Consider the following 16,637-nt stretch of genomic DNA (forward strand, 5'->3'; position numbering starts at 1 on the left):
CAGATGTGGAAGCCCGGTAACGGGTGGAGCTGACTGGTACTAATAGGCCGAGGGCTTGTCCTCAGTTGCTCGCGTCCACTGTGTTAGTTCTGAAGTAACGACCGTGTTTGCCTTCCGGTCTAACTTCATAGTGTTTCGGTGGTCATAGCGTTAGGGAAACGCCCGGTTACATTCCGAACCCGGAAGCTAAGCCTTTCAGCGCCGATGGTACTGCAGGGGGGACCCTGTGGGAGAGTAGGACGCCGCCGAACAACCCGCCCTTTTAGCTCAGTCGGTAGAGCGTCTCCATGGTAAGGAGAAGGTCAACGGTTCGATTCCGTTAAAGGGCTCCAACAGAAAAGGCCCCCGCCATCAGGCGGGGGCCTTTTTGCGTTCCCGGACTCTTTCAGTAGTAGCCCGTTTCGCCGTCGAGGAGCTCACGTATCGCGTCCAGGTGCCCCGCGTGCCGGGCCGTCTCCTCGATCATGTGGAGCAGGATCCAGCGGAGCGAGGCGGAGCCGGCCTTGTAGTCGGTATTGAGCCCCGTGGTGTCCAGGGCATGGGCGGCGGTGATCTCGTTCGACACCGCGCACTGGTCGTCGTACTCCTCCAGCAGCTGGGCGAGGGGGATGCCCTCGACCATCATGTCCGCGTCCTCCGGACCCACGAACTGCGGTCCGGTGGCCGGGCGGTTCAGGAGCATGACCTCGAACCAGCACTGCTCGACCCACCGCAAGTGGGAGATCACGCCGGCCACGGTCATCAACGGGGAGGACGGAAGCACGGGGCGATGAGCGTCCTCGTCGGAGACGCCCCGGCACTTCCACTGGATGATGGAGCGCTGCATGTCGAGCCATCCGACGAGCTGCGTCCGTTCGTCGGCGGTGTAGTCCGGGCGGGTACGGGGAATCGGCATGGCCGCTGACGTTAGCGCAGGTTTTGGCCAAAGGGCAGCGGTTTTGCCGGGGTTTCATCGCCTGTCCGCTGTTCCGGTACCCGGAAGGCGAGGATGGCCATGTCGTCCGAGGCGGGCTCGGCCGCGAAGCGTTCCACGGCCCGCAGGATACGGGCGGCCACCGCGCCGGCGGTGAGGCCCGTGCATGTGGTCAGCACGTCGGTGAGACCGTCGTCGCCGAGCATGCGCGTGCCCTCGCGGCGTTCCGTCACCCCGTCCGTGACGCACAGCAGGACGTCACCCGGGTCGAGGGTGAGGGTCTGCTCGTAGAGTTCGAGATCGTCCATGACGCCCAGCAGCGGCTGCGGTTCGGCCGCGGGGACGACCTCGCCGTCCGGACGCAGGCGCAGCGGCAGCGGGTGACCGGCGCAGACGACCTTCATCAGGGCGCCGCCGTCGGGCTGCGGGTGGAGCTCGCCGTACAGGAGGGTCAGGAAGCGGCTGCGGGCACCCTCGTCGAGGATGGCCGCGTTCAGGCGCTCCAGGACCGCCGGGCCGCCGAGCCCCTCGCGGGCCAGCAGGCGCAGGGCGTGCCGGGCGAGGCCGGTGACGGCCGCGGCCTCCGGTCCGGTGCCGCAGACGTCGCCGATCGCGAAGCCGTACGCGCCGTCGCGGATCGGGAAGACGTCGTAGAAGTCGCCGCCGACCTCGTTGCCCTCTCCGGCCGCGCGGTAGATGACCTCGACCTCCATGCCCGGGATGGCGGGGGAGCCGGGCGGGAGCAGGCTGCGCTGGAGGGAGCGGCTGATGGCGGTGCGCTCGGAGTACAGGCGTGCGTTGTCCAGGGCGAGGGCGGCCCGCCGTGACAGGTCCTCGGCGAGTTCGAGGATCTCCTGCCGGAAGTGCTCCTCCGAGGGATTGCCCAGGGTGAGCATGCCGATCACGCGGTTGCGCGCCAGGAGGGGAAGGACGACGGTCTCGCCGCCGACGGCGGCGGTGGCCGCGTGCCAGGGCCGGGCGCCGGGCGGGTCGGTGACCGGTTCCGGCGGGCTGACCCGGTTGAGCAGGTCCTTCAGACCGTCGATGCGCTCCTCGTCCTCGTGGAGCACGTACGACAGGTACGGCTCGGAGGCCGGGTCGGCGATGGTGTAGACCGCGCACCAGGTGGCCAGGGTCCGGACGGTCATCTGGGCCATCAGGGCCAGGGTCTGGTCCCGGTCGAGGGTGCCGGCCAGCAGGTCGGAGGCTTCGACGAGGAAGGAGAGGGAGCCGCGGCGCAGTCGTTCCAGCTCGCCCAGGCGGGCCGACTCGACGGCGAGGGCGATGCGGTCGGCGGCGAACTGCAGGCGCAGGGCGTCCTCGTTGGAGTAGCGGCCGGGCATCTCGGCGGCGACCCCCAGGGAGCCCGTGAGCCGGCCCTCGACCTTCAGCGGGACGGTGATCACGGAGCGCATGCCGGTGGATTCCAGGAGCGGGACGGCTCCGGGGACGGAGACGACGTCCTCGTGGACGGCGGGCATCCGGGCCGATCCGAACCGGTGGGCGCCGGCCTCGACGGGGACCCGGGCGAAGCGCTGGCGGGTGGAGGGCAGGCCCGTGGTGGCGCGGACCTCCAGCTCGGTCTCGTCGTCGGTGGCCAGCAGCAGGAAGGCGGAGTCGGCGTCGAGCATGTCGCGGGCCCGTTCGACGGTGCGCTGGAGCAGGCCGTCGAGATCGTCGGGGGCGGGGGAGCCGATGAAGATCTCGAAGGGGTCGGCGGGGCGCGGCTCGCCGAGGCGGTTCTCGTCGGTGGGGGCCGGGCCGCGGGCCGGGGTCTGCAGCAGGGCGCGCTCGTCGTCGTGGACGAGCAGGCAGACGATGGAGGGTTCCCCGTGGGCGTCGCGGACGCGCAGGTGGGAGGCGTAGACGGGGATGATCCGGCCGTCCGCGCCGCGCAGGCCGTAGCTGCCCTCCCAGCGGGACAGGCGCAGGGCCTCGGCGAGGCCGGTGCCGGTGCCGGGGGTCTGCGGCCAGGCGGCGAGCTCGGCGAGCGGGCGGCCCACGGCCTTCCCGGCGGCGTGGCCGAAGATCTGCTCGGCGTCGTCGTTCCAGGCGCTGATCCGTCCGTCGCCGTCGACCTGGACGACCGCGACGCGGACGCGGGTGTCGGCCAGCGGCAGCAGCCGGTCGGACACGACAGGGCCGGCGGAGCGGGTACCGACCGGCCGGTCCGGCAGATCGAGCCGGAACCACACCTGTTTGTGGGTGGCCGTGTACTCGACGCCCCAGCGGGTGGCGAGGGCGGCGCAGAGCATCAGGCCGCGGCCGTTCTCGCGGTCGGGGTCGGCGTACGGGCGCTCGCCGGGGTGCTGGAGCGGCAGCCCGCGCTCGGGGTAGCGGTCGGCGACCTCGACGCGTACGCCGTCCTCGGCCCGCAGGCACAGTACCTCGGCCCGGGTGCCGGCGTGCACCACGGCGTTGGTGACCAGCTCGCTGGTGAGGACCACCGCGTCGTCCATGATGTCCAGGAAGCCCCAGCCCTGCAGGGTGTCGCGCACGAATGCGCGGGCCCCGGCGACCGAGCGTCCTACGGGATCGAAGCTGGCAGCCGCCCGTGCCGTGATCACGAGTCTCCTTCGCCGCGGTTGGACAGTCGGGTGCCAGGTTACTTACCTTCGCGGTCGGTACGGGTGCCTCGTGGGGAAGTCCACCCGCAGGGTGTGGGCTCTGTGCGAAGGTGCCGAAGTGTTATGGCCGGGTTCCGCCAGGGTGAAACACTGGGCAGGCTTTCAGGAGGCCGGCCCCGGTGTTTCGCCGGGGGCCGGTCGGGCAGCGGTCGAACCCCTTCGGGAGGGACACGGTGGAGTCTGGCGTAGCGGCGCGGAGGACGGGGACGCGCGCGAAGGGCGGACGACCCCGGCGCGGAGGGACGACGGAAGTCGACACCGCCGCACTGAACCGGCTGCTCGCAGCCCTGGTGTCGATGCGGGACGGGAACTTCCGCAGGCGGCTGACGGTGTCCGGCGACGGCGTGATGGCGGAGATCGCCGCCGTCTACAACGAGGTCGCCGACCGGAACCTGCATCTGACCGGCGAGCTGTCCCGGGTACGGCGGATGGTCGGCCGCGAGGGCAAGCTGAGCGAGCGGCTGGAGGCGGGGGCCTGCGAGGGCTCCTGGGCCGCCGCGATCGATGCGTCGAACCAGTTGGTGGAGGACCTGGCCCGGCCGGTGTCCGAGGTCGGCCGGGTGCTGTCGGCGGTCGCCGAGGGTGATCTGGCCCAGCGGATGGACCTGCGCACGCAGGGGCCGGACGGGGTGGGGCACCCGCTGCGCGGGGAGTTCCTGAAGGTCGGGCGTACGGTCAACAACCTGGTCGACCAGCTGTCGGCGTTCACCGACGAGGTGACGCGGGTCGCGCTGGAGGTGGGGACCGAGGGCAAGCTCGGCGGTCAGGCCCAGGTGCGTGGAATGTCTGGTTCCTGGAAGGACCTGACCGATTCCGTCAACACGATGGCGTACCGGCTCACCGCCCAGGTGCGTGATATCGCGCTGGTGACGACCGCGGTCGCCAAGGGCGATCTGTCCCGCAAGGTCACGGTGCACGTGGCCGGCGAGATGCTCCAGCTGAAGAACACCGTGAACACGATGGTGGACCAGCTGTCGTCGTTCTCCTCCGAGGTCACGCGCGTGGCGCGGGAGGTCGGCACGGAGGGCGAGCTGGGCGGTCAGGCCACGGTGCCCGGGGTCGCGGGCGTGTGGAAGGACCTGACCGACTCCGTCAACACGATGGCGGGCAACCTGACCGCGCAGGTGCGCGGGATCGCGCAGGTCACGACGGCCGTGGCCAACGGTGACCTCACCCAGAAGGTGACGGTGAGCGCGCGCGGCGAGGTGGCCCAGCTCGCCGAAACGATCAACCAGATGACCGATACCCTGCGCACTTTCGCGGACGAGGTCACCCGCGTGGCCAGCGAGGTGGGCGCGGAGGGTCTGCTGGGCGGTCAGGCGCAGGTGCCGGGTGCGGCGGGTACGTGGAAGGACCTCACCGACTCGGTGAACACGGTCTTCCGCAACCTGACCACGCAGGTGCGGGACATCGCCCAGGTGACGACGGCGGTGGCCAACGGCGACCTGTCGCAGAAGGTCACCGTGGACGTGGCCGGCGAGATGCTGGAGCTGAAGAACACCGTCAACACGATGGTGGACCAGCTGCAGGCCTTCGGTGCCGAGGTGACCCGCGTGGCGCGGGAGGTCGGCGCCGAGGGCGAACTGGGCGGTCAGGCGCAGGTGCCGGGTGCGGCGGGTACGTGGAAGGACCTCACCGACTCGGTGAACACCGCCTTCCGCAACCTCACCGGCCAGGTGCGCAACATCGCCCAGGTGACGACGGCGGTGGCCAACGGCGACCTGTCGCAGAAGGTCACGGTCGACGTGTCGGGCGAGATGCTCCAGCTGAAGGTCACCGTGAACACCATGGTCGACCAGCTGTCGTCGTTCGCCGACCAGGTCACGCGGATGGCGCGGGACGTCGGGACCGAGGGGCGCCTGGGCGGTCAGGCCAGGGTCGAGGGGGTCTCGGGCACCTGGAAGGAGCTGACGGACTCCGTCAACTTCATGGCCGGGAACCTGACCTCGCAGGTGCGGCAGATCGCCCAGGTCACCACGGCGGTGGCGCGTGGTGACCTGTCGCAGAAGATCGACGTGGACGCGCGGGGCGAGATCCTGGAGCTGAAGAACACCATCAACACGATGGTGGACCAGCTCTCGGCCTTCGCCGAGCAGGTGACCCGGGTGGCCCGGGACGTGGGCACCGAGGGGCGCCTGGGCGGTCAGGCGCAGGTGCCGGGCGTGGCCGGCGTGTGGCGGGACCTGACGGACTCGGTGAACGGCATGGCCGGGAACCTGACGTCGCAGGTGCGCAACATCGCGCAGGTCGCGACCGCCGTGGCGCGCGGTGACCTGTCGCAGAAGATCGACGTGGACGCGCGGGGCGAGATCCTGGAGCTGAAGAACACCCTCAACACGATGGTGGACCAGCTCTCGAACTTCGCGGAGCAGGTGACGCGGGTGGCCCGCGAGGTGGGCACCGAGGGCATCCTGGGCGGCCAGGCGGAGGTGAAGGGGGTCTCGGGCACCTGGAAGGACCTCACGCAGTCCGTCAACTTCATGGCCAACAACCTGACCTCGCAGGTGCGCAACATCGCCGAGGTGACGACGGCGGTCGCCATGGGCGACCTCTCCAAGAAGATCACGGTCGACGCCAAGGGCGAGATCCTCGAACTGGTCACCACCGTCAACACGATGGTGGACCAGCTGAGTTCGTTCGCGGAGCAGGTGACGCGGGTGGCCCGCGAGGTGGGCTCCGAGGGCATCCTGGGCGGGCAGGCGCGGGTGCGCGGGGTGACGGGCATCTGGAAGGACCTGACCGACAACGTCAACCTGATGGCGAACAACCTGACGTCGCAGGTGCGCAACATCTCGCAGGTCTCGGCGGCGGTGGCCAACGGCGACCTGACGAAGAAGGTCACCGTCGAGGCGCGCGGTGAGGTCGCGCAGCTCGCGGACACGGTCAACACGATGGTGAAGACGCTGTCCTCGTTCGCGGACGAGGTCACGCGCGTGGCGCGGGAGGTGGGTACGGAGGGCCGCCTGGGCGGGCAGGCGCACGTACCCGGTGTCTCGGGCACGTGGAAGGACCTCACCGACTCGGTGAACTTCATGGCCTCCAACCTCACCGGTCAGGTGCGGCAGATCGCCATGGTCACGACCGCCATCGCCAAGGGCGACATGACCAAGAAGATCGACATCGACGCGCGCGGGGAGATCCTGGAGCTGAAGACGACCATCAACACGATGGTCGACCAGCTGTCGTCGTTCGCCGACCAGGTGACCCGGGTGGCGCGCGAGGTGGGCACCGAGGGCATCCTGGGCGGCCAGGCGCGGGTGCGGGACGTGGACGGCACCTGGCGGGACCTGACCGAGTCGGTGAACGAGATGGCCGGCAACCTCACCCGTCAGGTACGGGCGATCGCGGCCGTGGCCACCGCGGTGACCCGCGGGGATCTGAACCTGAAGATCGACGTGGACGCGGCGGGCGAGATCCAGGTCCTCCAGGACAACATCAACACGATGATCGCCAATCTGCGCGACACCACCCTGGCCAACAAGGAGCAGGACTGGCTCAAGGGCAACCTGGCCCGGATCTCGGCCCTGATGCAGGGCCGGCGCGACCTCGACGACGTGGCCTCGCTCATCATGAGCGAGCTGACGCCGGTGGTCTCGGCGCAGCACGGCGCGTTCTTCCTGGTGCAGCCGGCCGGCGGGCCGGGCGAGATCGGCGCCGAGGGCGGCCGGGACGGCGCGTACGAGCTGCGGATGCGCGGCAGTTACGCGTACGCGGGCGGCCAGATGCCCACGTCGTTCCGCCCGGGCGAGGGGCTGATCGGGACGGTCGCCGAGGAGAAGCGGACGATCCTCGTCGAGAACACCCCGCCGGGCTACCTGAAGATCTCCTCGGGGCTGGGGGAGGCGCCGCCGGCGCATGTGATCGTGCTGCCGGTGCTGTTCGAGGGCAAGGTGCTCGGGGTCATCGAGCTGGCGTCGTTCCAGCCGTTCACGCAGATCCAGAAGGACTTCCTGTCCCAGATCGGCGAGATGATCGGGACCAGCGTCAACACCATCAGCGTCAACTCCAAGACGGAGATGCTGCTCAAGCAGTCGCAGGAGATGACCGAGCAGCTGCGCGAGCGCTCGGACGAGCTGGAGAACCGGCAGAAGGCGCTCCAGGCGGCCAACGCCGAGCTGGAGGAGAAGGCCGAGCTGCTGGCCCAGCAGAACCGGGACATCGAGGTGAAGAACACCGAGATCGAGGAGGCCCGGCAGGTGCTGGAGGAGCGCGCCGAGCAGCTCGCGGTCTCGATGCGCTACAAGTCGGAGTTCCTGGCCAACATGTCGCACGAGCTGCGCACGCCGCTCAACTCGCTGCTGATCCTGGCCAAGCTGCTGGCGGACAACGCGGACGAGAACCTCTCGCCGAAGCAGGTGGAGTTCGCCGAGACCATCCACGGCGCGGGGTCGGACCTGCTCCAGTTGATCAACGACATCCTGGACCTGTCGAAGGTCGAGGCGGGCAAGATGGACGTCTCGCCGACCCGGATCGCGCTGGTGCAGCTGGTGGACTACGTGGAGGCGACCTTCCGGCCGCTGACCGCGGAGAAGGGCCTGGACTTCTCGGTGCGGGTCTCCCCGGAGCTGCCGGCCACCCTGCACACCGACGAGCAGCGGCTGTTGCAGGTGCTGCGCAACCTGCTGTCGAACGCGGTGAAGTTCACCGACACCGGGGCGGTGGAGCTGGTGATCCGGCCCGCCGGTCCGGACGTGCCGCAGGCCATCCGCGAGCAGCTGCTGGAGGCCGGTTCGCTGCGCGAGGCGGACGCGGACCTGATCGCGTTCTCGGTCACCGACACCGGGATCGGGATCGCGGCGAGCAAGATGCTGGTGATCTTCGAGGCGTTCAAGCAGGCCGACGGCACCACCAGCCGCAAGTACGGCGGCACGGGCCTGGGGCTGTCCATCAGCCGGGAGATCGCGCGGCTGCTGGGCGGTGAGATCCACGCGGCGAGCGAACCGGGCCGCGGCTCCACCTTCACGCTGTACCTGCCGCTGCACCCCAGTGAGCTCCCGCCCCAGGGGTACGCCTCCGCGGGCCCCGGGGCCCGCGGCGAGCTGTACCGGCGGCCGGCCGACGAGGGGACGTCCGTACGGCAGGCGCCCGCGCCGCAGGGCGCCGGCACGCTGCCGGGCGACGGGCCGGCGGCGGAGTTCGGCCCGGGGACCGGACCGGGCCAGCTCGGGCTGGGCCAGGGCGGACCGGGTCAGGCCGGGCTGGGCCAGGTCGGGCTGGGCCAGGGTGCACCGGGCCAGGGCGGGCACGGTTCGGCCGCGCTCTTCCGGCGCCGGCGCAAGGCGCTGGGCGAACCGCTGCCGCGGCTGTCGGTCCCCGGTCAGCCGACCGCGGACCCGGAGTGGGCGCTGGGCGAGGAGCTGCCGGCGCCGCCGCGGACGTACGACTTCCACCACGAGAAGGTGCTGATCGTCGACGACGACGTGCGCAACGTGTTCGCACTGACGAGTGTGCTGGAGCAGCACGGGCTGACGGTGCTGTACGCGGAGAACGGGCGCGAGGGCATCGAGGTGCTCGAGCAGCACGACGACGTGACGGTCGTGCTGATGGACATCATGATGCCGGAGATGGACGGGTACGCGACGACGGCGGCGATCCGGCGGATGCCGCAGTTCGAGGGGCTGCCGATCGTGGCCCTGACGGCGAAGGCCATGAAGGGGGACCGGGAGAAGGCCATCGACTCCGGGGCCACCGACTACGTGACCAAGCCGGTCGATCCCGACTACCTCCTTTCGGTGATGGAGCAGCACATGCGCCGGAGGTGACCGGCCGGCGGGCGCAGGGGGAACCTTCTGCCCTTCCATCACGTTTCTGCTATGTGCACAGTGACATCTTGGTGACAGGGTGTGGCGATCTCGGGACTGGGGCTACGATGACCGGCACAAGGACGGGCGGCGCAAGGAAGCCGTTCTCTGGGGCGGGACCCGGCGCTGAGCCGGCCGCTGCCAGGAGCCGGGGAGGCCCCATGCCGGGGCGAGGAGGACAGGGCATGGTGCAGAAGGCCAAGATCCTCCTGGTCGACGACCGGCCGGAGAATCTGCTGGCGCTGGAGGCCATCCTCTCCGCGCTCGATCAGACACTGGTCCGGGCGTCGTCGGGGGAGGAAGCGCTCAAGGCGCTGCTGACGGACGATTTCGCGGTCATCCTGCTGGATGTGCAGATGCCCGGGATGGACGGTTTCGAGACCGCCGCGCACATCAAGCGGCGGGAGCGGACCCGGGACATCCCGATCATCTTCCTCACCGCGATCAATCACGGTCCGCACCACACGTTCCGGGGCTACGCCGCCGGGGCCGTGGACTACATCTCCAAGCCCTTCGACCCGTGGGTGCTGCGGGCGAAGGTCTCGGTCTTCGTCGAGCTGTACATGAAGAACTGCCAGCTGCGCGAGCAGGCGTCGCTGCTGCGCCTCCAGTTGGAGGGCGGCGGCCCGGGCGGTGTGGAGGGCAAGGAGGCGGCCGGGCTGCTGGCCGAGCTCTCCGCGCGGCTCGCGGCGGTCGAGGAGCAGGCCGAGGCGCTGACCAAGCAGCTCGGCGAGGAGGCGGCGGATCCGGCGGTGGTGGCGACCGCCGCCCATCTGGAGCGCAAGCTGACCGGGCTGCGGCGGGCCCTGGACGCGCTGGAGCCGGGAACCGGCGGCACCCCGGCCGTCCTGCCCGCGCAGAGCTGACCGTACGGGCCGCCGCCCGTGACGGCGCGGCCCGGTCCGGCAGGGATGCCGAGGCCGGGTCAGGCTGTCCGTGCGTCAAACCGTGTACGGGCAGCCCGACACGAAAGGGTGAAGGGGTGGGCACGCGTGTCCACCGGCGCGCGCACCGGTAACCTCGCCCTCATGGCCTCAAGTACGTCCGGCAAGGGTTCCCAGAGCACCGCGGGCACCGCGAAGGCCCGCACCGGCCGTACGACGCCGGCGGCGAAGAAGGCGGCGCCCGCGGGCAGACCCGCGGCCAAGAAGGCGGCGGCCGCCAAGCGCGCCCCGGCGAAGAAGGCGGCGCCCAAGCCCGCGCCGTCCCCGACCGGGGGCGTGCTGCGGCTGGTGCGCGCGCTGTGGCTGGGCATCGCCCACGCGATCGGCGCGGTCTTCCGCGGCTTCGGGCAGGGGGCGAAGAACCTCGACCCGGCGCACCGCAAGGACGGCGTCGCGCTGCTCCTGCTCGCCCTCACGCTGATCGTCGCCGCTGGCACCTGGTCCAACCTCAGCGGCCCGGTCGGCGATCTGGTCACGATGCTGGTCACCGGCGCGTTCGGGCGCCTGGACCTGCTGGTGCCGATCCTGCTCGGCGTCATGGCCGTACGTTTCCTCCGCCACCCCGAGCAGACGGACGCCAACGGGCGCATCGGCGTCGGCCTGACCGCCCTGGTGATCGGGGTCCTCGGGCAGGTGCACATCGCCTGCGGGGCGCCGGGCCGGGGCGAGGGCGCCGAGGCCATGCAGGACGCCGGCGGGCTCATCGGCTGGGCCGCGTCCAAGCCGCTCATCTTCACCATGGGCGCGCCGCTGGCCGTCCCCATGCTCCTGCTGCTCACGGTCTTCGGCCTGTTGGTGGTCACCGCCACCCCGGTCAACGCGATCCCGCAGCGGCTGCGCGCGCTCGGCGTCAAGCTGGGCATCGTCCAGGCCGCCGCGGACGACACGGACGACGACGCGGACGACGGGGACGACGTGAACGCCGGGCGCGGGGCGCGGGCGGCCCGGCGTGCCGACCGGCACGACCCGGAGCGGTGGCGGGCCCGTACCGGCCGCGGCCGTGCCGCAGACGACGAGTACGCAAACGACACGGACGACGCGGGCGAGGCCGGCGCCGCCGAGGAGGCGGCACTCGCCCGGCGCCGCCGGCCCCGGCGGGCCCCGGTGCAGCCGCCCCTGGACCGCGAGATGGACGCCGTCGACGTGGCCGCCGCGGCGGCCGCCGCCCTGGACGGCGCCGTACTGGGCGGGCTGCCGCCCTCGCCGCTGGTCGCCGACCTCACCCACGGCATCACCCCCGAGCGCGGCGGCGGCGATGCCACCACGCCGGTGCCCTCCGCTCCGGTTCCGGCCGCCCCGGTGCCCGCCGCCCGCGAGGAGCGCGCGGCCGCGTCCGCGCCGGCGGTGGTGCCGGACCTGACCAAGGCCCCGCCGGAGAACCGGCCGTTGCCCCCGCGCGCCGAGCAGCTCCAGCTGCGCGGGGACATCACCTACGCCCTGCCCTCGCTGGACCTGCTGGAGCGCGGCGGCCCCGGCAAGACCCGCAGCGCCGCCAACGACGCGATCGTCGCGGCGCTCACCAACGTCTTCGCCGAGTTCAAGGTCGACGCGGACGTCACCGGATTCACCCGCGGCCCGACGGTCACCCGCTACGAGGTCACCCTCGGCGCGGCGGTCAAGGTGGAGCGGATCACCGCGCTGACCAAGAACATCGCGTACGCCGTGGCCTCCCCGGACGTACGGATCATCTCCCCGATCCCGGGCAAGTCGGCGGTCGGCATCGAGATCCCCAACACCGACCGCGAGATGGTCAACCTGGGTGACGTCCTGCGGCTGGCGGCCGCGGCCGAGGACGACCATCCGATGCTGGTGGCGCTCGGCAAGAACGTCGAGGGCGGCTACGAGATGGCCAACCTGGCGAAGATGCCGCACGTGCTGGTGGCCGGCGCCACCGGTTCGGGAAAGTCCTCCTGCATCAACTGTCTGATCACCTCGGTGATGGTGCGGGCCACCCCGGAGGACGTCCGGATGGTGCTGGTCGACCCCAAGCGGGTCGAGCTCACCGCGTACGAGGGCATCCCGCACCTGATCACGCCGATCATCACCAACCCCAAGCGGGCCGCCGAGGCCCTGCAGTGGGTCGTGCGCGAGATGGACCTGCGCTACGACGACCTGGCCGCCTTCGGGTACCGGCACATCGACGACTTCAACGAGGCGATCCGGGCCGGCAAGGTCAAGCTGCCGCCGGGCAGCGAGCGGGAGCTGACGCCGTACCCGTACCTGCTGGTGATCGTCGACGAGCTCGCGGACCTGATGATGGTCGCCCCGCGCGACGTCGAGGACGCGATCGTGCGCATCACGCAGCTGGCCCGCGCCGCCGGCATCCACCTGGTGCTGGCCACCCAGCGGCCCAGCGTCGACGTGGTCACCGGGCTGATCAAGGCGAACGTGCCCTCGCGGCTGGCGTTCGCCACCTCCTCGCTCGCCGACAGCCGGGTCATCCTGGACCAGCCGGGTGCGGAGAAGCTGATCGGCAAGGGCGACGGACTGTTCCTGCCGATGGGGGCGAACAAGCCCATCCGGCTCCAGGGCGCCTTCGTCACCGAGGACGAGATCGCCAGGATCGTCCAGCACTGCAAGGACCAGATGGCGCCGGTCTTCCGGGACGACGTCACGGTGGGGCAGAAGCAGAAGAAGGAGATCGACGAGGAGATCGGCGACGATCTGGATCTGCTGTGCCAGGCCGCCGAGCTCGTGGTGACCACCCAGTTCGGTTCCACTTCCATGCTCCAGCGCAAGCTGCGCGTCGGTTTCGCCAAGGCCGGACGCCTCATGGACCTCATGGAGTCGAGGGGTGTCGTGGGGCCCAGCGAGGGTTCCAAGGCGCGGGACGTCCTGATCAAACCGGACGAGCTGGACGGTGTCCTGGCGGTCATCCGGGGCGAGTCTCACCCGTAAGGGATGCGGGCACAACCGTTTCCCCCGTCCACGCGTCCAGTTGAGCAAAGGGGCGGTGCCGGACCCGGCGCCGCGCCGTAGCTCCGCCCGGACTCCTGCGCGCCATACAGATGGCGTAGGGAGTCCGCCCTCCGGTTGCTCCACCCTTTCGTCACCCCCCTAGACTGGAAATCCAGCAGGTGGCTACACGCTCGAAAGGCGCCCTCGTGTCCATCGGCAACGCCAACTCCCCCGAAGAAGACCGGCCTTCCCCCGACGACGGCTCCGCCGACCGGCCCGCCGACGGACCCTCCATCGGGACGGTCCTCAAGAAGGCGCGGATCGTCGCCGGCCTCACCGTCGAGGAAGTCAGTTCCACGACGCGCGTGCGCATCCCGATCGTGCACGCGATCGAGCAGGACGACTTCACGCGGTGCGGCGGCGACGTGTACGCCCGCGGCCACATCCGCACCCTCGCCCGTGCCGTGCACCTCGATCCGGATCCCCTGGTCGAGGCCTACGACGCGGCTCACGGCGGTCGTCCGGCGCCGACCTCCGCCGCACCCATGTTCGAGGCGGAGCGGATCCGCCCCGAGCGCCAGCGGCCCAACTGGACCGCCGCCATGGTCGCGGCGATCGTCGCCGTGATCGGCTTCGCCGGTTTCACCGCCTTCAGCGGTGGTGAGGACACCGGCAAGAAGCCCGTGGCGGAAGGTTCCGTCTCACCCAAGCCGGCGCCCAAGCAGTCCGGCGGGCAGCCCGCGGCCCAGCCGTCGCCGGCCACCCCGACGGTGCCCAAGCCCGTCAAGCCCGAACCCACCGACAGTGCCATCGCCGCCGCCCCGAAGGACATGGTCACGGTCGTGCTGACCGCGGCCGACGGCGAGAGCTGGATCTCGGCCAAGGACCACAGCGGCCGCACGCTCTTCGACGGCACCCTCCAGCTCGGCGACTCCAAGACCTTCACCGACAAGGAATCCATCGACCTCGTGCTCGGCGACGCCGGGGCCGTCCAGCTCTTCGTGAACGGCAAGGAGATCAAGGACGACTTCGAGTCGGGCCAGGTGGAACGCCTCACCTACACCAAGGACGACCCGCGCCAGGGCCAGCCCCAGGCGGGCTGACCTGCCCCACGAGGTCCCCGGGATGCCGTCCGGCACCCCGGGGATCTTGGTTTACCGGGACTTGGGGCGGGGGTCGGCGTTTGGACAAAGTAGTCTTGAGTCCATGCCCGAACGCCGTACCGTCGCCCTTGTCACTCTTGGCTGCGCCCGTAACGAGGTGGACTCGGAGGAGCTCGCAGGCCGCTTGGCGGCGGATGGCTGGGAGCTCGTCGAGGACGCCGCCGACGCGGACGTCGCCGTCGTCAACACCTGCGGCTTCGTCGAAGCCGCCAAGAAGGACTCCGTAGACGCCCTGCTGGAAGCCAACGATCTCAAGGATCACGGCAAGACCCAGGCCGTCGTCGCCGTCGGCTGCATGGCCGAGCGCTACGGCAAGGAGCTCGCCGAAGCCCTCCCCGAGGCCGACGGCGTGCTGGGCTTCGACGACTACGCCGACATCTCCGACCGCCTGCAGACCATCCTCGCCGGCGGCGTGCACGCCTCCCACACCCCGCGCGACCGGCGCAAGCTGCTGCCGATCAGCCCGGCGGCCCGCCAGGACACCGCCGTGGCCCTGCCCGGCCACGCCCAGGCCGCGCCCGCCGAGGAGCCGGCCGAGGCCCCCGCCGACCTGCCCGAGGGCCTCGCACCCGCCTCCGGGCCGCGCGCCCCGCTGCGCCGCCGCCTGGACACGAGCCCGGTCGCCTCGGTGAAGCTCGCCTCCGGCTGCGACCGGCGCTGCTCCTTCTGCGCCATCCCGTCCTTCCGCGGCTCCTTCATCTCGCGCCGCCCCAGCGACGTGCTGGGCGAGACGCGCTGGCTGGCCGAGCAGGGCGTCAAGGAGATCATGCTGGTCTCCGAGAACAACACCTCCTACGGCAAGGACCTCGGCGACATCCGGCTGCTGGAGACCCTGCTGCCGGAGCTGGCCGACGTCGACGGCATCGAGCGCGTCCGCGTCAGCTACCTCCAGCCCGCCGAGATGCGCCCCGGCCTGATCGACGTCCTGACCTCGACCCCGAAGGTCGTGCCGTACTTCGACCTGTCCTTCCAGCACTCGGCCCCCGACGTGCTGCGCGCGATGCGCCGCTTCGGCGACACCGACCGCTTCCTGGAGCTGCTCGACACCATCCGCTCCAAGGCCCCGCAGGCCGGTGTGCGCTCCAACTTCATCGTGGGCTTCCCCGGTGAGAGCGAGGCGGACTTCGCCGAGCTGGAGCGTTTCCTCACCCACGCCCGCCTCGACGCGATCGGCGTCTTCGGGTACTCCGACGAGGAGGGCACCGAGGCCGTCACGTACGAGAACAAGCTCGACGACGACGTGATCGCCGAGCGGCTGGCCCACATGCAGCGGCTCGCCGAAGAGCTCACCTCGCAGCGCGCGGAGGAGCGGATCGGGGAGACCCTGGAGGTACTCGTCGAGTCCGTGGAAACGGTCGACGAGGACGGTGACGGTGCCTACGGGCGCGCCGCGCACCAGGCGCCCGAGACCGACGGCCAGGTCGTCTTCACGGACAGCACGGGCCTGGTCGCGGGACGTATGGTGACGGCGAAGGTGGTCGGGACGCTCGGCGTGGACCTGGTCGCCGAACCCCTGGGTCTTGAGGAGGCGGCCGGATGAGCGGAGTCCCGGCTTCGGCGGCGGGCGGGACCGGCCGCCGGCCGTCGCCCGGCGGGAAGCTGGGGGCCGCGGCCGTCAATCAGGCCAGCCTGTGGAACATCGCGAACATCCTGACGATGGTCCGCCTCGTCCTCGTGCCGGGGTTCGTCGTGCTGCTGCTCGCCGACGGCGGGTACGACCCCGTGTGGCGGGCCTGGGCCTGGGCGGCCTTCGCCGTCGCCATGATCACGGACATCTTCGACGGGCACCTGGCCCGGACGTACAACCTGGTCACGGACTTCGGCAAGATCGCCGACCCCATCGCCGACAAGGCGATCATGGGGTCGGCCCTGATCTGTCTGTCCTGGCTGGGCGACCTGCCCTGGTGGGTGACCGGGCTGATCCTCGGGCGGGAGCTCGGGATCACGCTGATGCGCTTCTGGGTGATCCGGTACGGGGTGATTCCGGCCAGTCGCGGCGGCAAGATGAAGACCCTGGCGCAGGGCACGGCGGTGGGCATGTACGTGCTCGCGCTGACCGGGCCGCTGGCGACCCTGCGCTTCTGGGTGATGGCGGTCGCCGTCGTGCTGACGGTCGTCACCGCTCTGGACTACGTCCGGCAGGCGATCGTGCTGCGACGCAAGGGGCTGGCCGCGGAGCGGGCCGCGACGTGACACATCGGGCGGGGGACGGCCGGGGGAACGTGTGTGCGACCGGGGGTGGCGCAGGTGACGCCGCCCATGTCACGCCCGCCCCTGGTGTCGCGGCCGAG

8 protein-coding genes, 1 tRNA gene and 1 rRNA gene are annotated in these 16,637 nt (G+C 70.9%); 8 read left to right on the plus strand and 2 right to left on the minus strand.

What is annotated here, in order from left to right:
• Positions 1–134: 134 nt before the first annotated feature.
• A 5S ribosomal RNA gene (rrf, locus tag ACZ6KO_RS00005) occupies positions 135–251 on the plus strand.
• Between the two features lie 5 nt (positions 252–256).
• Positions 257–332: transfer RNA gene (locus tag ACZ6KO_RS00010), tRNA-Thr, on the plus strand.
• Between the two features lie 53 nt (positions 333–385).
• On the opposite strand, the gene ACZ6KO_RS00015 is transcribed toward ACZ6KO_RS00010, so the two are convergent.
• Positions 386–895 (minus strand): DinB family protein, encoded by a 510-nt coding sequence (locus ACZ6KO_RS00015; protein ID WP_469297980.1) that lies wholly within the window; start codon positions 893–895, stop codon positions 386–388.
• Between the two features lie 11 nt (positions 896–906).
• On the minus strand, positions 907–3,480 hold the full coding sequence (locus tag ACZ6KO_RS00020; RefSeq protein WP_469297984.1) for a SpoIIE family protein phosphatase: 2,574 nt from the start codon (positions 3,478–3,480) through the stop codon (positions 907–909).
• 233 nt (positions 3,481–3,713) lie between these two features.
• On the opposite strand from ACZ6KO_RS00020, the gene ACZ6KO_RS00025 reads away from it, so the two are divergent.
• The 6 genes from ACZ6KO_RS00025 (at position 3,714) to pgsA (ending at position 16,539) form a co-directional block, all read left to right on the plus strand.
• Positions 3,714–9,302 (plus strand): HAMP domain-containing protein, encoded by a 5,589-nt coding sequence (locus ACZ6KO_RS00025; protein WP_469297986.1) that lies wholly within the window; start codon positions 3,714–3,716, stop codon positions 9,300–9,302.
• A gap of 224 nt (positions 9,303–9,526) precedes the next feature.
• Complete coding sequence (locus tag ACZ6KO_RS00030) at positions 9,527–10,207, plus strand: response regulator (protein ID WP_469297988.1); 681 nt, start codon at positions 9,527–9,529, stop codon at positions 10,205–10,207.
• Positions 10,208–10,369: 162 nt separating this feature from the next.
• Positions 10,370–13,183 carry a DNA translocase FtsK gene (locus tag ACZ6KO_RS00035; protein WP_469297990.1) on the plus strand — a complete coding sequence of 938 codons (2,814 nt, stop codon included), beginning with the start codon at positions 10,370–10,372 and terminating at the stop codon, positions 13,181–13,183.
• A 206-nt stretch (positions 13,184–13,389) separates the two neighbouring features.
• Positions 13,390–14,286 (plus strand): helix-turn-helix domain-containing protein, encoded by an 897-nt coding sequence (locus ACZ6KO_RS00040; RefSeq protein ID WP_469297992.1) that lies wholly within the window; start codon positions 13,390–13,392, stop codon positions 14,284–14,286.
• Between the two features lie 103 nt (positions 14,287–14,389).
• Entirely contained in the window at positions 14,390–15,886 is a 1,497-nt protein-coding gene (rimO, locus tag ACZ6KO_RS00045) for a 30S ribosomal protein S12 methylthiotransferase RimO (protein ID WP_469297996.1), read from the plus strand.
• A complete protein-coding gene (gene pgsA / locus ACZ6KO_RS00050; RefSeq protein WP_469298000.1) occupies positions 15,883–16,539 on the plus strand; it encodes a CDP-diacylglycerol--glycerol-3-phosphate 3-phosphatidyltransferase in 657 nt (218 codons plus the stop codon). Before rimO ends, pgsA begins: the two co-directional genes overlap by 4 nt.
• The last annotated feature ends 98 nt before the right edge of the window (positions 16,540–16,637 follow it).

The sequence above is a fragment of the Streptomyces sp. NPDC042102 genome (genome assembly GCF_055582305.1).